The sequence below is a fragment of the Ruegeria sp. HKCCA5426 genome (genome assembly GCF_013034585.1).
GTDB lineage: Bacteria > Pseudomonadota > Alphaproteobacteria > Rhodobacterales > Rhodobacteraceae > Ruegeria.
Genome location: NZ_WQGH01000007.1, coordinates 112,533 through 131,684 on the forward strand (window position 1 = coordinate 112,533; position 19,152 = coordinate 131,684).

Here is a 19,152-nt window from a genome sequence, read left to right on the forward strand (position 1 = left end):
TTTTGAATGACTAATATTCTTGTGACCGGCGGTGCCGGCTACATCGGGTCGCATGCCTGCAAAGCGTTGTCACAAGCAGGATACACGCCTGTGACCTTTGACAACCTGATTACCGGTTGGCAGGACGCTGTGAAATTTGGCCCCTTTGAACAAGGCGACCTATTGGACCGCGCCCGGCTAGACGAGGTTTTCGCCAAATACCAGCCCGCCGCCGTGATGCATTTCGCGGCCCTCAACCAGGTGGGTGAGGCGATGTCGGAACCGGGCAAATACTGGACCAACAATGTCACCGGATCGCTGTCTCTGATCGAGGCCGCCGTTGCCGCCGGGTGCCTGAACTTCGTGTTCTCATCGACCTGCGCCACTTATGGCGAACACGACAATGTCGTGCTGGACGAAAACACGCCGCAGGAACCGCTTAACGCATATGGTGCATCCAAACGGGCGATCGAAGATATTCTGCGCGACTTTCAGGCAGCGCATGGTCTGAACCACGTGATTTTCCGGTATTTCAACGTTGCAGGCGCGGACCCTGACGGTGAGGTGGGCGAATTCCACCGCCCTGAAACTCATCTGATCCCGCTGATGCTGGATGCCATCGACGGCAAGCGCGACGGCCTGACGGTGTTTGGCACCGACTATGACACACCGGACGGAACCTGCATCCGCGACTATGTCCATGTCTGCGATCTGGTCGATGCGCATGTTCTGGGTCTGAACTGGCTGGAACAGGACAAGGGCAGCCGCGTGTTCAACCTTGGGACAGGCAGCGGATTTTCCGTGATGGAGGTTATCGGACATTCCAAGTCCGTCACCAATCGCGACGTGCCCTATTCCATCGGACCGCGCCGGGCCGGGGACTGCACCAAGCTGGTCTCAGGGTCGGTGCGCGCCGGTGACGAACTAGGCTGGGCGCCGAATAGATCTACGTTAGAGACGATGATTGCCGATGCGTGGCGCTGGCATCAAAACGGCCATTACGAGAAATGAGCCCCCTGTGACCGGTACCGAGGATATTCTGCCGCCCCTTTCATGGGTGCAGAAGTACCGGCTGCGCCTGAAACGACGGCGGCTGTTGTGGAGATCATTTCGCAGCCGCCGCCAGTTGACTCCGCTATTGGATCGAACCCGCGCGATCAAACCGGGCGACATTCTGGCCTTTACGACCCTTCGGAGCGAAATTACCCGCCTGCCCTGGTTTCTGCGGCACTATCGGGCCTTGGGTGTGGATCACTTTCTGATTGTGGATAACGGCAGCGAGGACGGGTCGGTCGTGTTTCTTTGTGACCAGCCGGACGTGTCGCTGTGGCAGACGCATGCCAGCTATCGCGATGCGCGGTACGGGCTGGACTGGCTGACCTGGTTACAGATGCGGCATGGGCACGAGCACTGGACGCTAATGGTGGATGCCGATGAGCTGCTGATCTACCCAGAGCATGATACGCAATCCCTTCATGATCTGACGTCCCTTCTGGACCAACAGGGTCGCGACGCGTTTGGCGCGCTGATGCTGGACCTTTATCCCAAGGACCAGCTGGGGGTTCAGGGCTATGAACCCGACACTGACCCAACTGCAGTTCTGAGCTGGTTTGACCCCGGTCCTTACCGCGCAAAACGGCAATCTCCCTTGGGAAATCTATGGATACAGGGCGGCGCGCGCGAACGAATGTTCTTTGCCGACACGCCGCGGCAGTCCCCGACGTTGAACAAGCTTCCTCTGGTTCGGTGGTCCCGGCGGTATGCTTACGTAAATTCGTGCCATTCGGCCTTACCGCGAAAATTGAACGCGGCCTATGACGGCCCAGATGACAGCAGACCGTCGGGCGTATTACTGCACACCAAGTTTCTGCCCGAGGTGATCGAGAAATCGAAGGTCGAAAAAACCCGGCGGCAGCATTTCCATAACCCCGATCAGTTCGCGGACTATTATGACGGGATAATTAATCGCCCCTTAATGTGGACACCTCAGTCAGAGCGTTACACAGGCTGGAGGCAACTGCAGCAGCTTGGGCTGATGGGCAATATTGATTGAAAATTCGGCCTCTTCGGCTAACGGCTTGTAAATGCGTTGCCTCGATAGATGGAAAAGTGGCATAACCCGATAATGACCCGGCACCACTCTGGCTGATCCAGGCCCCGGGTATGCTCGCGTAAATCAAAAGGTAGGGCAGTCACGTGAGCCTGTTGGATTCTTACCGAATGAGATTGCGGCGCAAGCGCCGTATTTTGCGCTGCCTTAGAAAACGGCGTGATCTTACGGCCGTTTCGACGAAAACACAGAATATCAAACGGCGTGATGTCCTGTTGGTGAGCGTCGTGCGAAACGAAAAAATTCGCCTGCCATTCTTTCTGGAATATTACCGCCGTCTGGGGGTCAATCACTTTTTGTTCGTCGACAATGACAGTGATGACGGAACCGGCGCATTTCTAGCCGATCAACCGGATGTTTCAGTCTGGCGGGCTGATGCAAGCTATAAGCGGGCTACGTTCGGCATCGACTGGTCGAATTACCTGCTGCGCAAATACGCGCATGGTCATTGGGTTCTGACAGTCGACCCGGATGAGTTCTTTATTTACCCGTTCTGCGACACCCGCCCGGTGCGGGCATTGACCGATTGGCTGGACGGATGCGCCGTACGCAGTTTTGGCACGATGCTGATCGACATGTACCCGCGTGGCCCTGTTGAAGCCGAACCCTACACTGAGGGTCAGGACCCGTTCGAAATCGCCCGCTGGTTCGACTCGGGCAACTACATGATCACAAAGAACCACGACTACGGAAACCTGTGGATTCAGGGCGGCCCACGCGCGCGGGTGTTTTTCCGGAACAACCCATCCAAAGCCCCCGCGCTGAACAAGATACCGCTGGTCAAGTGGGACCGGCGCTATGTTTATGTCAGTTCGACCCACTCTCTGCTGCCGCGCGGCCTGAACCAAGTTTATGACGAATGGGGCGGCGAAAAGACCAGCGGGGCGCTGCTGCATGCCAAGCTGATCGACACTTTGGGAGATAAGGCCCGCGAAGAAATGGAGCGCGGCCAACACTATCGAAGATCGGGGGAATACCGCGCCTATGCCCAAGGGTTGGACGACCAGCCCGTCTTTTGGTGCGACTGGTCCGAGAAATACATCAACTGGCGGCAGCTCGAAATTCTGGGGCTCATGTCCAAAGGAAACTGGGCATGAGCAAACTTGGCATCGTCATGCTAGTTCATTCTGCGCTGCACCGGGTCGAGCAGGTTGCGCGCCATTGGGCCACCGCCGGGTGTCCTGTTGTCATTCACGTCGATCAAAAAGTCTCGGACAAGGCATATTCCGATCTGGCCACATCCTGTGCGGACACGCCGCTCATCCGATTTTCCGAGCGACACACGTGCCAGTGGGGTGGGTGGAGCATCGTGGCAGCCTCGCAATCCGCGGCCGAACTGATGCTGGACGCGTTCCCGGATGTTCACCACGTTTACTTGTCGTCGGGTGCCTGCCTTCCACTGCGTCCCGTTTCCGAACTTGTCGACTATCTTGCGGAACGTCCGCGTGTGGATTTCATCGAAAGCGCAACCACTGCCGATGTTAGCTGGACCATCGGAGGGCTGGATCAGGAAAGGTTCACGCTGAGGTTTCCGTTCTCGTGGCGCAAGCACCGCAAGCTGTTCGATCTGTACGTCCGGCTGCAACGAGCGCTTGGGATGCGGCGCCGCATTCCCAAAGGATTGGTGCCACACATGGGCAGCCAATGGTGGTGCCTGACCCGTCAGACGCTGTCCGCCATTTTGCAGGACCCCAAGCGCAAGGTGTATGATCGGTATTTTCGCCGGGTCTGGATACCCGACGAAAGCTATTTTCAGACATTGGCGCGCCTTTATTCGATCCAAATCGAAAGTCGGTCACTCACCCTGTCCAAATTCGACTATCAGGGGCGCCCGCATATCTTCTACGACGACCACCTGCAGCTTTTGCGCAGGTCTGATTGCTTTGTGGCCCGTAAGGTCTGGCGCGACGCGGATCGACTGTATCAGTCCTTTCTCGCCGATCAGGCTGGCACAATGAAACCAGCAGAACCCAATCCGGGGAAGATCGACCGCGTATTCTCAAAGGCGGTCGAGCGCCGCACACGGGGACGGGACGGGCTGTATATGCAAAGCCGCTTTCCCCGTCATGGCAGCGAGAATGGCCTGACCTGTTTCCCATATTCCGTCTTTCAGGGCTTTGCTGAACTGTTCGAGGATTTTGAGCCTTGGCTGACTGAAACAACAGGCGGGCGCGTGCACGGCCACCTTTTCGCACCCAGCCGGGCAGAGTTCTCGGGCGGAGAAACCATCATAAACGGCGCGTTGAGCGATTGTGCGAAATTGCGGGACTATAACCCGACCGCCTTTCTATCCAACCTTGTCTGGAATACCCGAGGCGAGCGGCAATGTTTTCAGTTCGGGCCGCGTGATACGCAAAAGATCAACTGGTTTCTGGCGCGTGATAAGAATGCCCAAGTCTCAGTGATCACTGGTGCGTGGGCCATCCCGCTGTTTCGGTCCAACCTGAATTTCTCGGATATTCGCAACGAGGCCGCCCGGCTTCAGCAGATCGAAACCAAACAGCTTGAGGTTTTGAACTCGGTCTGGACTAAGGCACGGGTTCGAACGTGGTCTCTTGCGGAATTTGTTGAAACACCGATGGAACCACTTCAGGCGGTGGTCGGGGAAATAGGCATTCAAAACCAAAGCCATCTCACACAGACCCCGACCATGGTTGACCTTTCGGGATTTGGCCAATTCCTGCAAAACCTCAAGAACCAGGGGATGCATCCCTACATGATGGGCGACTTTCCGTCAGACGACGTGTTCGGAAAACAGGTCAGGCCATATCCAAAACCTTATTTGGTGCGATAACCGGATATGAGCCAAAAATTCGACTATTTCGTTATTCTTGCCGCCATGCGCACGGGCTCGAACCTGCTGGAGGCCAACCTGGACGCATTGGACGGGGTCACCAGCCACGGCGAGGCGTTCAACCCGCATTTCATAGGGCGATTGAAAACCGAAGAACTGCTGGGCATTTCGATTGAGCAGCGGGACCAGAATCCGACCGACCTGCTGGACGCGATCCGCGAGGCGCCTTGTGGCCTGAATGGTTTCCGCTTTTTTGATGGCCACGATCCACGCGTGTTAGAGCCTGTTCTAAGCGATCCCCGCTGCGCCAAGATTATCCTGACGCGAAACCCCTTGGACAGTTTCATATCGTTGCAAATTGCGCGGGAAACCAAGCAGTGGCAGCTAAAAAACGTGAAACGCAGGCGTGAGGCTCGTATTGAATTCGACGTGGTCGAGTTTCAGAAATACCTGGACCAACAGCAGAATTTCCAACTTTTGCTGCTTCATCACCTGCAAGACTCGGGTCAGACCCCATTCTACATCGCGTATGACGATTTAAATCGGCTGGAATCGCTGAATGGTCTGGCAGAATGGCTGGGTGTTGCCGGGCGGCTTACGGAACTTGATGACACGCTGAAACCTCAAAACCCCGAGGCGACCCAGTCCAAGGTCACAAACCCGGATCAGCTTGAGCGTGACTTGTCCCAAGTCGACAGGTTCAATCTGTATCGCACCCCCAATTTTGAACCCCAGCGTGGTCCGGCAGTAGCCAACTACGTGGCCACGCCGAACACACCACTGATGTACCTGCCTGTGCGCGGAGGGGTCGAGGCACAGGTTTCGCAATGGCTGGCTGATCTGGATGGGGTGGAAATGGATGCCCTGATCACCGACCAGAACCGAAAGCAGGCACGGAGGTGGATGGTTTCCCATCCCGGTCACCGGAAGTTCACCGTGCTGCGCCATCCGTTGGCCCGTGCGCATTCCGTTTTTTGTTCTAAAATCCTAAGCACCGGACCGGGTTCTTATCTGAAGATCCGCAATATGCTGCGCAATCGGTTCAAAATTCCCATTCCAGGCCAATTGCGCAAAGACAACTACCCTATCGACCAACACCTAGAGGCATTTTCCGCTTTCTTGCAGTTTCTGCGCCAGAACCTTGCGGGTCAAACGCCGGTTCGCGTTGACGGAATGTGGTGCAGTCAAGCGCAGGTGTTGGAAGGAATGGCGTCATTTGCCCTGCCCGATGTGATCCTGAGGGAAGAAGAACTGGCATCAGCCCTTCCCAATCTGGCCCGGTCGCTGGGGCACGAAACTCCGCTGGTGCCAACAATAACCGACCCTGACAGCCCTTACACGCTGGGCGAGATCTACGACGAAGCGCTCGAAACGCTGGCGGCAGATGCCTACCAGCGCGACTATATGCAATTCGGATTTGGTGCGTGGAAACCTGTTAAGGGCGCAGAGTGATCAGCGTACCGCGGTTCACCATTGCGTAGATTTCTTCAATCTCTTCATTCTTGACCGCAATGCATCCGGCCGTCCAATCCGGCGTCTTTTTCGCGCGTTTGCGTTCAGATCGCTTGTTGGGCTGGCCGTGGATAAAGATATCGCCACCGGGATCAACGCCTGCTGCCTTTGCCTGTGCAACGTCATCCGAGTTTGGGTAAGAAATCCCGAGGGACAGGTGATAACTGCTGTTGGGATTGCGGCGGTCGATCAGGTATGTGCCTTCGGGCGTGCGACCATCACCGCGTTTGGTCTTGGTCCCCGCGGGCGCAAAACCCAGATCCACCTTGTATTCTTTTAGAACGTGTTCGTTGTGCAGAAGATACATCTTCCGCGCACTTTTGTTGATGACCAAAGATGTCACTTCGGGCCCATCATATGTCAGAAATCTGGGGTTTGCCGAGGCGCAGGCCGAAAGGCCCAGCGTTGCCATAGCACCCAATCCAAATGCTCGACGATCCATGTTTCACTGCCTGCCGTTTTGTTTTTTTCAGGATTATGCCAGAAATCCGAAAAACTGAAATCACTTTTTGATGTTCGACTGCTCAATTAAGCGACGTTCGATGGATTCAAGGCGCTCTAGCACCTCATCGCGATAGGCATCGGTCTTTACCTCATCCTCGGCGTGGTGGGCATCTTGCATCGAGTTCACGATCAAACCCACCAGCAAGTTCACAACGGCAAAGGTCGTGACCATGATGAATGGCACAAAGAAAACCCACGCATAGGGATAAACCTGCATAACCGGGCGCACGATGCCCATCGACCAGCTTTCCAGCGTCATGATCTGGAATAGCGTATAGGCTGACAGGCCAAGATCGCCGAACCAGTCCGGGAAAGACTCCGAGAACAGCTTGGTCGAAATCACCGCGCCAATATAAAACAGGATCGCCATCAGAAGGAACACACTGGCCATGCCCGGCAAGGCTGAAATGAACCCTTCGACCACCCGGCGCAAACGGGGCGCAACCGAAATCACGCGCAGCACCCTGAGAATACGCAGCGCCCGCAAAACCGACAGGCTGCCCGCACTGGGCACAAGGGCGATGCCCACAATCAGGAAATCAAAGTTGTTCCACCCGTTCTTGAAAAAATTCCGCCCCGTTGCAATCAGCTTCATCGAGATTTCGGCAACAAAGATGGCCAGACATAACTGATCCAATGTCACGATCACCGAGCCTGCCAGTTCCATCAAGGTCGGAGATGTCTCCATCCCCAGCAGGACCGCATTGAACAGGATGACTCCGGTGATGAAATGGCCAAAAGCCGGGGCGTCGATGATTGTCTGCAGGCGTTGGGTGATCCCCATTCGGGTGCTCTCCTGTCAGGGTTATGAGTTCAGAGTAAAGCGGGCGGCAAGTTCGACATGTGACGACCACCGAAACTGGTCAACCACTTGTACCCATTCAAGGGTGTAACCCGCGTTAACCAGCGTTTTTGCGTCACGGGCGAATGTAACCGGGTTGCAAGAGACATAAGCAATCACTGGGCGTTTTGCCTGCGCCAGCTCGGATACCTGCGCCTCGGCCCCTGCGCGCGGCGGGTCCAGCACGATCGCGTCAAAATGCCTGAGTTCATCCGGCATCAAGGGTCGGCGGAACAGATCGCGCGCCTCGGTCGTTACTCGTTTCAGCCCTTTGGCCTTGCGCCACCCCTGATCCAGCGCGGCGGTCATGTCAGCCTCGCCCTCCACTGCGTGAACTTCGGCGGTCTGCGCCAGTGGAAGCGAAAAGGTACCACTGCCTGCGAATAGGTCGACAACGCGCTTTGCCCCCTCGGTTACCTGCAAAACAGCCTGTAATAGAGCCTGTTCACCGTCCTTGGTGGCCTGCAGAAACGCGCCGGGCGGAGGTACGACTTCGGCCGTCCCAAGGCGTTGAACCGGCTGCTGCCGCGTGGCGATAACCTCGTCATCCCAACTGAGCCGTGCAAGACCATGGTGTTCGGTCGCCTGCGCAAGGGCCAGCTCAAGCGGGCCGTCCAATGGCTTGCCGCCTTTGACTGCCACGTCCAGACCACCCTCGGACAGGGTCAGCGTCACGGCCAGAACCCCTTTTCGGCTGCCCCCCAGCAGGGCCAACGCCTCGGCCACCGGGATCGCGGCGATCAGGTCGGGATGCAGCAAATGGCAATCCGGGATTTCGGAAATCGTATCGGATGCGCGGCCATGGAACCCAGCCAAAGTGCCCTTTTTCGTGCGCCGCACAGCAACGGTTGCCCGACGCCGGGACCGTTCGGGTGAGGTATGGATCGGGCGCATGTCCGCTTCGATCCCTTGCGCATCCAGCGCCTTGCGCACAATTTCGACCTTCCAGTCGGCGACAAATGCGTCTGATGCATGTTGCAGTTGGCATCCACCACAAGACTTGTAGTGGCGGCACGGCGCCTTGACCCTTTGATCCGAGGGGGTTTCGACCCGGACCTCGGTCAAAAGCTGCCCGACAACGGTGCCGCTGACGGCTTCTCCCGGCAAGGTGCGCGGTGCAAAAACGGGGCCTTCGGCAATGCCATCCCCCTGATGACCAAGGCGCGTTATGGTGAATGTCTGCGTCATGATCCGCCTGATACCGGGGCTTTGCCCGCAACAAAACCCCTTTGACACCGTCACGGTCGGGTTGAACATAAAAACGCCGCCGGACCACTCGAGCCAATCAGCTAAAAGCTATTCCGCAGCCTCTGCTTGAATGAAGCCACCAGACTGACGATGCCAGAATCGTGCATAAAGGCCGCCCTGTTCCAGCAGAACGTCATGAGTGCCGGATTCGACAATGCGCCCCTGATCCAGCACGATGATCCGGTCCATCTCTCGCAGCGTGGAAAGCCGGTGTGCAATCGCAAGGACGGTCTTGCCCCGCATCACGCGGTGCAGGGCGGCTTGGATCGAGGCTTCTACCTCGGAATCCAGCGCAGATGTCGCCTCATCCAATACAAGGATCGGCGCGTCTTTCAGGATCGCACGCGCCAGGGCGATCCGCTGGCGCTGTCCCCCGCTGAGTTTTACGCCACGCTCACCCAGATGGGCATCATATCCTGTGCGACCGTGGGCGTCCTGCAAGCCAAGGATAAATTCGTGCGCCTCTGCCTTTTGTGCCGCGGCGATCATCTCGGCTTCTGTGGCATCAGGACGGCCATACAGGATGTTTTCACGCGCCGAGCGGTTGAACATCGCAGTTTCCTGCGTGACCATCCCGATATGCCTGCGCAAGCTGTCCTGTGTCACTTGGCGAACATCCTGACCGTCGATGCGAATTGTGCCCTTTTCCCCGTCATAGAGCCGCAATAACAAGGAAACCAAAGTTGACTTCCCTGCCCCGGATGCGCCGACGATGCCCAACTTCTCACCCGGATATACGGTCATATTCACATCGCTTACACCGCCGACATCGCGCCCATAAGCAAAGCTGACATGGTCAAACTCGATCCGACCGTCCTGCACCTGCAGATCGGACGCGTTTGCTGTGTCCACAATCCGGTCCCGTTTGGCGAGAGTCATCATTCCATTCTCAATCTCACCAACATTCGCATAGAGGCCCATCAGCGTGAAACTGACCCAGCCTGTCATCTGGGCAATACGGATCGAAACTGCGCCCGCCGCAACGATATCGCCTGCCGTTGCAGTTCCCGCCTGCCACAACCCGATCGTTGCGCCCATCAGCACAACCGGCAGCACACCTGCCAGCGTCATCAGAATGAACCTGAAACTAGCGGAAAGACTGCCGAACTCCAGCGACCGTTCCCGCAGGTCGACCATCGCATTGCGGGCAGCCTGATCTTCGTAGGCAGAATGCGCAAACAGCTTTACGGTCTTGATGTTCGTGATGGTGTCGACCACCTGCCCCGACACCATCGCCCGCGCCCCAGCCCGCGCGGCCGAGCGTTTGCGGATGCGCGGCAGATACCAGCGGATAAGCAGGAAATAAACGGCGAGCCAAGCCGTGAAGGGCAGCATGACAAGCGGATGAATAGACCCTAACAAAAGGAATGAACCCGCAAGCGAGGCGAGGGCAAAGACGATCGCACTGATGGTCTCGGACACGACCGACGCCATCGCATTCGAAGTTTGCATCTGCTTCTGGGCGATCCGCCCGGCGAAGTCGTCGTCGAAATAGGTGACGGACTGCCCCAATGTCCAACGGTTCAGCTTGGCCAGAACCAGCGGCGTGATATTGGGCATTACGATGTAATTGTTCGACAGTGAGGACAACCCGAACAATGCCGGGCGCAACAGCATGAAAAAGGCAACTGCGCCGAGTATCATCCACATGTTGCTAGCGGTCAGAAAGTTCTCGGGCCCGCCTGCGGTTGCAATGTCGACCACCAATCCCAGAATCCAGGCAGTTCCGGCCTCCATCGCGCCAGCGGTTGCGGAAAAGAAGGCCGCGACAAACAGCATGGGCCACGCGCCGGACAAGCACCAGCGAATGAACGCCCCGAGTGTTTGCGGCGGGGGCGTTTCGATGTTTTTGAACGGATTTATGAGGTCGGCGATCCTCATTCCGCGGCCTCCGGGTTCAGGAAGCCCCCAGATTGCCGCGCCCAGAACTGGGCGTAAAGCCCACCATGGGACAACAGCTCGGCATGGCCGCCTTGCTCTACAATTCTTCCGTCGTCCATGACCAGAATGCGGTCCATCTGGGCAATGGTACTCAGCCGGTGGGCAATGGCGATCACGGTTTTACCTTGCATCATGCCGTAAAGAGTTTCCTGTATCGAAGCTTCGACCTCGGAATCTAGAGCAGATGTCGCTTCATCCAACAGCAGGATCGGCGCATCCTTCAGGATCACACGCGCCAAGGTCACCCGCTGACGTTGCCCGCCAGACAGTTTAACGCCCCGCTCACCCACATGCGCGTCATAGCCCGTGCGCCCTTGTGGGTCTTGCAGATCAAGGATGAATTCATGCGCTTCGGCCTGTTTGGCAGCGGCGATCATCTGAGCCTCGGTCGCGTCAGGACGACCATAGAGGATGTTATCTCGGACCGAGCGGTGCAGCAGCGCGCTGTCTTGTTGCACCATGCCGATATGACTGCGCAAACTGTCCTGCGTGACCTGCGCGATGTTCTGACCGTCGATCAGGATCGCACCCTGCTCGACGTCGTAAAACCGCAAGAGCAGCTTTACTAGGGTCGATTTCCCGGCCCCGGACCGCCCGATCAGACCGATCTTTTCACCCGGCTGAATGGTCAGATTGATGTGGTCCAAACCCCCGGTCTTGCGCCCGTAATGGTGGGACAGATCGCGAATGTCGATCTGACCATTGGACAATTGCAACGGTTTGGCGCCGGGCACATCCAACAGATCAATGGGTTGCGCAATCGTCTGCATCCCCTCGGCCACAACACCAAGCTGACGGAAAAAGCTGGTCAGCGCCCACATGATCCAGCCAGTCATCGCGTTCAGCCGCAGAGTCAAAGCGGTAGCAGCCGCAACCACCCCGACCGAGGCGCTGCCTTGCATCCACAGGGCAATCGCCCATCCGACAACGCCAACGATCAGCAGACCGTTCAGCGTGACCAAAACCGCATCCATGATGGTGAAGATCCGCATCTCGATCTGAAAGGTTCGGCGTGTTTCCTCGATGGCTTCGCGGGCATAGTCCAGTTCCTGCGCGTCATGGGCGAACATCTTGACCGAATGGATGTTGGTGTAGCTGTCGACCACCCGCCCCGTCACGGCAGACCGCGCATCGGACGCCGCCTGCGACGCGGGACCTACCCGAGCAACCGTCCAACGAACCAGCAATCCATACAGGACAAACCAGACCAGCAGTGGCAGCAAAAGGCGCGGATCAGCCACCATAAGCAGCACCGCCGCCCCGATCAAATAGGCCAGCGAGAAAGAGATCGCGTCAAAGACCTGAAACACCGCCTCGCCCGCTGCCGGGGGCGTTTGCATGATCCGGTTGGCGATGCGGCCCGCAAAGTCATTCTCGAACCAGCCCACCGACTGACGCAGCACATGTTTATGCGCGCGCCAGCGGATAAGGGTGCCAAAGTTCGGCAGAATCGTGTTGTTCAACAACAGCACATCCACGACATGCAACATAGGCCGCAGCAAAAGGACAAAAAGGGCCATCAGGATCAGTTCAGTCCCATGGGCCTTCCACACCTCGGCCGGTGGTCCGGTCAACAGGTCAACTACGCGACCCATATAGTAGATCAGCCCGACCTCAACTGCCGCTACGATGACTGAAATCAGCCCCGCCCAGAAGAATACCCGATAGAACGGCTTGGAGTATTCCAGCATGAACGGCCATAACCGCGTGGGCGGCGTGTCAGATTCCTTGTAGGCGACAAAAGGGTCAACGAGGTTTTCGAAAAAGCGAAACATGGAGAGTGCTCCGATTGAGCAGAAAATTGGTCATGCGAAGAAAGATGGCGCTAGAACACCACCCAACGGGTCAAGGTGTCCCGGCTTTAGCCGAACCAGATCCCGTAATACATTCGCATCCCTCCATTTAAGTGACAGGCGAACGTAAGCACAAAGACTGCGACTTGTCATCCCTTTTTGAGACTACGCCTCAGCCGCTCAGCAAATCGTCGCGGGTCAGCCCGAAACCCGAAGCAATCCAGCGGGCCTCAAGCTCGGCCAGTTTCTGGCCCAGCGCGGGGCCGGTGAATTCGGGGATCAGGTCAGATGCGCTGATCGGAAATTCGGCATTTGCCCCTGCGTGAAGGTCAGTGCGCATCTCCTCGGACCAGGGCTGTTCGAAAAAGGCGCATCGCAGAAGCACTTTGTGCAGACCGCTTTCCTCGCCATATCGGAACCCAAGCTCTGCGGTAGACGCGTTCCCGCTTGCCTCATCCCGCATCTGAGTAAGTCGCTGAAGCTGCGCCTTGCTCAGGCGCAGGGTCTTTGCAATTTCGGGCGTCGCAATCGCAGCGAGCCGCCGGATGGGATCTGGTGCGGCGCCAGCCTGCTGCTCGAACATAATCAGTGGCGCAAGGGCCCGATCATCTGCACCCGGCACAAGTTGCGCCAGAACGCCGACGCTGCGCATGGCCGCGACAGAGGGTGCAGGATCGGGGGCACCCAGCAATTTCAAAAGCTCGGCCCCGACACGTTCGCGGGACAAATCCGACAATCCGTCCAAATTGGACGCAATCGCCGCCAGAGCATCCGCGTCAAACCCAGCCTCTGCATCACCATACCAAGCGTGGAACCGAAAATAGCGCAAAGACCGCAGGTAATCTTCACGGATGCGGTGTTCTGCGGTTCCGATGAAGCGCACCCGCCGTGCCCGCAAATCCGGCAGGCCATTCAGCGGATCCAATACCGTCCCGTCAGGCTGCGCATAAAGTGCGTTCATGGTGAAGTCCCGGCGTGCCGCGTCCTCTTGGATATTGTCCGAGAACGCCACAACCGCGCGGCGGCCATCAGTTTCGATGTCACGGCGGAAGGTGGTGATCTCATGCGGGACGCCATCACAGACCACCGTGATCGTTCCATGATCAATCCCGGTTGGGATCGCTTTCAGCCCCGCGTTTTGCGCAAGCTCGACAACCTGCTGCGGGCGAGCGTCCGTAGCGATGTCGATATCGGACACGGCCGCGCACAAAAGCGCATTTCGCACACAGCCACCGACAAACAGCGCCTGCGCCCCGCCGTCCGTCAACACCGCGCAAACCTTTTGTGTCGCCGGATCGGAAACCCAGCTTTCGGAAATTTGCGTCATTCGCTCACCCGCGCGGCCAGACCCCGTAGCATGCGGGCCGTTGCGCCCCAGATATAATAGGGACCGAACGGCACCGTAAAATAATACCGTTTGTGACCCCGCCAGCGACGCGACTCAATAATGTAGTTTGCGGGATCAAGGACATGCGCCAGCGGGACCGAAAACACCTCATCCACTTCGCCCGGTTCCGGTACCGGTTGAAACCTGTCCCGCAGAATGGCGAGTACCGGGGTGACCGTGAAGGATGTCACTGTCTCATGGGTCGGCAAATGGCCCAGAATGTCCGGCAGGTCCGGAGGCAAACCGATCTCCTCCTGCGCCTCACGCAGGGCGGTGGCCGTGACATCGGCGTCACCTTTGTCCTGCTTGCCGCCCGGAAAGGCAATCTGACCCGGATGATGTTTAAGCGCTGACGAACGCTTGGTCAGGATCACACGCGGAGTGTTTCCGACAACGGAAACCGGAACCAGAACCCCCGCCGGGCGCAGCTTCCGACCTTCCGGCAATACAGTGTCGGGGTTCAGGTCAAAATCACTTGACCCGTCGCCGGGGCGGCTCAGCGCCGCCCGCAGCACGTCTGTCGGATCAGGGCCGGTCAGCATCAAAACCGACGGTGCCGGGATCCAGCACGTAATGCGCGCCGCAGAACTGGCAGTCTGCGGTGACTTTGCCCTCGGGCGTCGTCATCTTTTCAATGTCCTTCGCCGAATAGATCGACAGGCTCTGCCGCACGCGATCCTCAGAGCAGGTACATCCGAATTGCACCGGCTGAGCGTCATAGACGCGGGGCTGTTCTTCATGAAACAAGCGCACCAGCAAGTCGGTCGGCGCGGTTGACGGGCCGATCAGTTCCAGATCCTCGACCGTATCCAGCAGGATATTCACGCGGCCCCAGTTTTCACCTTCCTCGCCATCGACCAGATCGCTGGCGGTCAGAATGTCTCCGGTGCCTTCGCCCGTTGCCGCAAACGGCGAGGCTTTGGGCATATGCTGCAGCATGATCCCGCCCGCGCGCCAATGTTCGCCAACGCCCGGTTCGGTCGATTTTCCAAAACTCAGCGAGAACCGTGTCGGCAACTGCTCGGACTGGGCAAAATAGGCTTCGGCACAGGCGCTGAGCGACCCGCCGGCCAAGGGAGTGATCCCTTGATAGGGATGCGTACCTTCGCCCTGGTCGATCATGATCGCAAAATACCCTTCGCCCACCTGATCGAACGGGCTGGCATCGGTCAGCCTGTCCCGATCAAAGCTGGCATAAGCCCGAATGCGCGCCGGTTCGCCTTCTTCGGTGGGCGCATAGTAATCGGTGGCAATCATGCGAACGGCGCCCTTGGACTGTACCTGAAGGGACAGCTTCCAGCGCAATGACACCGTCTGACCGATCAACGCGGTCAGCAGGGCCATCTCAGCGACCAGAGCCTCGACCTTTTCGGGATAGTCGTGTTGTTTCAGGATGCCATCCAGCACCCCGTCCAGACGGGCCACGCGGCCACGCATGTCCGATACATCGAGTTGAAAGGGCAGGACGGTATCGTCCCACGCGATTTTGGTTCCAAGAGACATGGGGTTTCCTTACACGCCACAGGTTGGCATACCGCCAGCATATAGGTCGAACAATTCGGGTTGTAAGGGGCAATACATGATCAGACGGTTCGGTGAAACCCCACAAGCGGGTCGTAAATACATACGAAGGGTCGGCGTTTACGCGTTGCTGCCCCGGGGTCGGCACCTTTTGCTGACTTGTCAGATGGAACCCGGCCCTGATCTGCAATTGCCCGGCGGCGGTATTGATCCCGGCGAATCGCCTATAACGGCCCTTCACCGAGAGGTTTTCGAAGAAACAGGCTGGCTGGTGGCCAATCCACGTCGTGTCGGCGCATTTCGCCGGTTCACCTATATGCCGGAATATGACTTATGGGCAGAAAAGGTCTGTCTGATCTACCGCGCTCGTCCCGTCCGCAATATCGGCGCCCCGACCGAACCGTTTCACGAAGCGTTGTGGATGGATACTGCAGACGCGGTTGAGATGTTGGGCAATGGCGGCGACCGTCATTTCGCCAGTTTGCATCTGGATACGCTCTAGGGCCCTCCGTATTCTAAAAATACGGCCGAGACATCGTCATCCATGCTGCTGCCGGGGGCCATGGCTTGGGTCAGGTCTCGAAAGATGTTATCAAGAAAATCGGACCCTGCGGCACCCTTGGTGCATTTGATCGCCATTTGACGCAGCCCTTCTTCTTCAAGCAATTGCCCATCCGCCATCGTGCATTCCGTAAAGCCGTCGGAATACAAAAGAAGCCTGTCGCCGGGGTTCAGATAGGTTTCAATCCGCTGAAAAGGCACGTCCGGCAACAACCCGATCGGCAGCCCGCCTTCGCCCAGAAACGCAGTTCCTCCATCCTGACGAAGCACCAATGGGTGGGGATGGCCCGCCTGCACCATTTTCAAGTGCCCGTTGCGCAGGTCGATGATCCCATAGACCATGGTAAAGTATTCTTCGATCCCGGCATCCGCCATCAATCGGGAATTTCGGGTCTCGGCGACCTTCTCGGGCTGCAACAGCGCATAGAATTTATCGAACCGCTTTTCCATCGCTACATTCTGGTCGAAATGCTTGCTGGACAGATACCCGCCCAGCCGCGCTGTCATCATGGCCGAGGTGATGCCGTGGCCCGACACGTCAATGCTGTAAAATCCCAACCTGTTCACACCGGGTGAGAACATGCCGACAAGATCGCCGCCGATGTGACCGCAGGGTTTCAGCAACAGGCTGACTCGGGAATTCCCGAAGCTGCGCGTCAGTTCCGGCACCAGAGATTCCTGAATCTTGCGGGCCTGCATTAGGTCTTTGTCGATGGCGTCATGCGCCAGCTTCAGGTCTTCCAACGCTGATTCAATCAGGCGATTTTTCTCGGACAACTCGCGCTGCATATCCAGAATTCGGGCGCCTGCTGAAATACGGGCTCGCAGTTCGTCCGCCTCGAGCGGCTTAATCAGAAAGTCGTCTGCCCCGGCGTCCAGCCCGCGCGCGACCTCTTGCTTTTCGCTCTTGGAGGTTAGCAGGATGAAATAGCTGTACACCTCTCGATTCAACGACCGAAATGCCCGACAGAATTCCAGGCCGCTCATCCCCGGCATGACCCAATCGCTCAGGACCAGGTCCGGCGATTCCTTTGCGCAGATTTCCAGCGCGGCAGCGCCATTATCCGCCTCAAGAACCTGAAACCCCCATTTCTTGAGCGAGGCCACAAGTATGCGCCGCTGAAGTCGGCTGTCATCTACGACAAGCACCTTCTGGATCACTCCAAAATCCAACTCTGACCTGGCTTCTGCTTGACTGACCTCTGCCACCCGAATCCTCTGCTCCCTAGCTGCACCCCCCCGCGCAAAAAGACCGTAGGCTTCGGCTGTTTAACATCAGGTGAAGGTTGATTTTTGCGTCGCTTAACCTGCCCTTTACCGGTACAACGCTACCAAAATCATGTCGCGGTTTTGTTTTGGAGATTTCGGGCATGATCAACTGGTCCAGGGTCAATCAGTTGCGGAACGAAGTGGGCAGCGCCGAGTTTGACGAGGTCGTTCAGATCTTTCTGGACGAAGTGCAAGAAGCGATCGACCGACTGGAACAGGACACGTTGCGGAAAGACTTGGAACAAAACCTGCATTTTCTCAAAGGCAGCGCCCTGAGCCTTGGGTTTGACCACTTCTCAAGGCTGTGCCAGGACGGTGAGCGGTCGGCGGCCTCTGGCCAAGCGGTCGAAGTCAACATGCCTGAAATTCTGACCGCATTTGAAGAAGCTCGCGCCCGTTTCCTGACCGAAAAGGCGCAGAACCTGACTTAGATGACAAACTGCGCCAGCGTTTCGTCGTCTGTTATGTCGGTATAGGTGAACCCCGCTTCGTCCAGATGCGCGAAAAGACGTGCAAAATTCTCGGGCTTCCGGGTTTCGATACCAATCAGGACCGAGCCGAAATTGCGCGCGGATTTCTTCATATACTCAAATCGGGCAATATCGTCATCCGGGCCGAGGATATTCAGAAATTCCTTCAACGCGCCGGGACGCTGCGGCAAGCGCAGAATAAAGTACTTCTTCACGCCCGAGTAGCGCTGCGCCCGCTCTTTCACTTCGGGCAGACGCTCAAAATCGAAATTCCCGCCCGAGGTGACGCAAACCACGGTCTTGCCGCGAATGAAGCTTTGCACATCGGCAACCGCCTCAACCGCAAGAGCACCCGCAGGTTCCAGAACAATGCCTTCGACATTCAGCATTTCAATCATCGTGGCACAGATGCGATCTTCGGACAGGACCAACACATCCGAAAGATGGCGTGACTTGAGCAATTCAAACGGCTTGGCACCAATCCGACCAACCGCGGCGCCGTCAACGAAATTGTCTACGTGGTCCAGCGAAACCGGGTGACCCGCCGCCATCGCCGCATGCAGGCACGCCCCACCTTTGGGCTCGACAAACAGGCAATGCGTTCGATCGCCAAACCACGTCGCCACACCTGATGACATTCCTCCACCCCCAACCGGCAGGATGACGTGGTCTGGGACGCGGCCCAGTTGCTCTTCGATCTCAACCGCAAGGGACGCCTGCCCCTCGATTACGTCCTCATCATCGAAGGGTGACAGAAAATAACCGCCGTGCTGCGCACACCACTGTTGCGCCGCTGCCAGAGTATCATCGAAATAGTCTCCGGACAGATGAACCTCGATATTGTCGCCGCCGAAGATGCGGGTTTTTTGAATTTTCTGCTGCGGCGTTGTCACCGGCATGAAGATCACACCGCGCACGTTCAGGTGTTTGCACATGAACGCCACACCCTGCGCATGATTGCCTGCGCTGGCGCAGACGAAAAGGTCATGCCCCTTTTGCTTGCGCATGGCGTTGAACGCACCGCGAATTTTATATGACCGCACCGGGCTTAGGTCTTCACGCTTGAGCCAGATATCAGCCCCATAGCGGTCAGACAGGTGGGCATTCCGCTGCAAGGGCGTCGGCGGAAAAACCGATCGCATTTCCTGTTCGGCGGCGCGGGCACGGGTCATGAAGTCACTCATGACGGTTTCACTGCCGCATCACCACCGAAAGCGCAAGG

The 19,152-nt window shown here is 57.5% G+C and carries 17 protein-coding genes; 7 read left to right on the forward strand and 10 right to left on the reverse strand.

What is annotated here, in order from left to right; all coding sequences use genetic code 11:
* Window positions 1-6 precede the first annotated feature (6 nt).
* The 5 genes from galE (at window position 7) to GOV87_RS13260 (ending at window position 6,335) form a co-directional block, all read left to right on the forward strand.
* Window positions 7-990, forward strand: a complete 984-nt coding sequence (gene galE / locus GOV87_RS13240; protein ID WP_171212104.1) for a UDP-glucose 4-epimerase GalE — start codon at window positions 7-9, stop codon at window positions 988-990.
* Between the two features lie 7 nt (window positions 991-997).
* Window positions 998-2,032: a glycosyltransferase family 2 protein gene (locus GOV87_RS13245; RefSeq protein WP_371813514.1), complete on the forward strand. Its 1,035-nt coding sequence runs from the start codon at window positions 998-1,000 to the stop codon at window positions 2,030-2,032.
* Between the two features lie 167 nt (window positions 2,033-2,199).
* Window positions 2,200-3,186: a glycosyltransferase family 2 protein gene (locus tag GOV87_RS13250; RefSeq protein ID WP_171212180.1), complete on the forward strand. Its 987-nt coding sequence runs from the start codon at window positions 2,200-2,202 to the stop codon at window positions 3,184-3,186.
* Window positions 3,183-4,883 (forward strand): beta-1,6-N-acetylglucosaminyltransferase, encoded by a 1,701-nt coding sequence (locus GOV87_RS13255; RefSeq protein ID WP_171212106.1) that lies wholly within the window; start codon window positions 3,183-3,185, stop codon window positions 4,881-4,883. Before GOV87_RS13250 ends, GOV87_RS13255 begins: the two co-directional genes overlap by 4 nt.
* Before the next feature lie 6 nt (window positions 4,884-4,889).
* Entirely contained in the window at window positions 4,890-6,335 is a 1,446-nt protein-coding gene (locus GOV87_RS13260; protein ID WP_171212107.1) for a nodulation protein NodH, read from the forward strand.
* Here the strand turns inward: GOV87_RS13260 and GOV87_RS13265 are convergent.
* From GOV87_RS13265 to GOV87_RS13300, 8 genes are all read right to left on the reverse strand, one after another.
* Window positions 6,319-6,837 (reverse strand): murein L,D-transpeptidase family protein, encoded by a 519-nt coding sequence (locus GOV87_RS13265; protein WP_171123838.1) that lies wholly within the window; start codon window positions 6,835-6,837, stop codon window positions 6,319-6,321. The genes GOV87_RS13260 and GOV87_RS13265 overlap by 17 nt on opposite strands.
* A 60-nt stretch (window positions 6,838-6,897) precedes the next feature.
* Window positions 6,898-7,683 carry an ion transporter gene (locus GOV87_RS13270; RefSeq protein ID WP_171212108.1) on the reverse strand — a complete coding sequence of 262 codons (786 nt, stop codon included), beginning with the start codon at window positions 7,681-7,683 and terminating at the stop codon, window positions 6,898-6,900.
* Window positions 7,684-7,704: 21 nt separating this feature from the next.
* Entirely contained in the window at window positions 7,705-8,928 is a 1,224-nt protein-coding gene (locus GOV87_RS13275) for a class I SAM-dependent RNA methyltransferase (protein ID WP_171212109.1), read from the reverse strand.
* A gap of 108 nt (window positions 8,929-9,036) precedes the next feature.
* Complete coding sequence (locus tag GOV87_RS13280) at window positions 9,037-10,869, reverse strand: ABC transporter ATP-binding protein (RefSeq protein ID WP_171212110.1); 1,833 nt, start codon at window positions 10,867-10,869, stop codon at window positions 9,037-9,039.
* Window positions 10,866-12,704 carry an ABC transporter ATP-binding protein gene (locus GOV87_RS13285; RefSeq protein ID WP_171212111.1) on the reverse strand — a complete coding sequence of 613 codons (1,839 nt, stop codon included), beginning with the start codon at window positions 12,702-12,704 and terminating at the stop codon, window positions 10,866-10,868. The genes GOV87_RS13280 and GOV87_RS13285 overlap by 4 nt, the downstream gene beginning before the upstream one ends.
* Window positions 12,705-12,894: 190 nt before the next feature.
* Window positions 12,895-14,049 (reverse strand): CCA tRNA nucleotidyltransferase, encoded by a 1,155-nt coding sequence (locus GOV87_RS13290; RefSeq protein ID WP_171212112.1) that lies wholly within the window; start codon window positions 14,047-14,049, stop codon window positions 12,895-12,897.
* Window positions 14,046-14,651: a CoA pyrophosphatase gene (locus tag GOV87_RS13295; protein ID WP_171212113.1), complete on the reverse strand. Its 606-nt coding sequence runs from the start codon at window positions 14,649-14,651 to the stop codon at window positions 14,046-14,048. The genes GOV87_RS13290 and GOV87_RS13295 overlap by 4 nt, the downstream gene beginning before the upstream one ends.
* Complete coding sequence (locus GOV87_RS13300) at window positions 14,635-15,612, reverse strand: Hsp33 family molecular chaperone HslO (RefSeq protein ID WP_171123823.1); 978 nt, start codon at window positions 15,610-15,612, stop codon at window positions 14,635-14,637. The genes GOV87_RS13295 and GOV87_RS13300 overlap by 17 nt, the downstream gene beginning before the upstream one ends.
* Before the next feature lie 76 nt (window positions 15,613-15,688).
* Here GOV87_RS13300 and GOV87_RS13305 point away from each other — a divergent pair, with 76 nt between their 5' ends.
* On the forward strand, window positions 15,689-16,132 hold the full coding sequence (locus GOV87_RS13305; protein ID WP_171123821.1) for an NUDIX hydrolase: 444 nt from the start codon (window positions 15,689-15,691) through the stop codon (window positions 16,130-16,132).
* Here the strand turns inward: GOV87_RS13305 and GOV87_RS13310 are convergent.
* Window positions 16,129-17,352: a PP2C family protein-serine/threonine phosphatase gene (locus GOV87_RS13310; protein ID WP_371813515.1), complete on the reverse strand. Its 1,224-nt coding sequence runs from the start codon at window positions 17,350-17,352 to the stop codon at window positions 16,129-16,131. The genes GOV87_RS13305 and GOV87_RS13310 overlap by 4 nt on opposite strands.
* A gap of 209 nt (window positions 17,353-17,561) precedes the next feature.
* Between GOV87_RS13310 and GOV87_RS13315 the strand changes: the two genes are divergently transcribed.
* Window positions 17,562-17,891: an Hpt domain-containing protein gene (locus GOV87_RS13315; RefSeq protein WP_171212115.1), complete on the forward strand. Its 330-nt coding sequence runs from the start codon at window positions 17,562-17,564 to the stop codon at window positions 17,889-17,891.
* On the opposite strand, the gene ilvA is transcribed toward GOV87_RS13315, so the two are convergent.
* Entirely contained in the window at window positions 17,888-19,114 is a 1,227-nt protein-coding gene (gene ilvA / locus GOV87_RS13320; protein ID WP_171212116.1) for a threonine ammonia-lyase IlvA, read from the reverse strand. The genes GOV87_RS13315 and ilvA overlap by 4 nt on opposite strands.
* Window positions 19,115-19,152 lie beyond the last annotated feature (38 nt).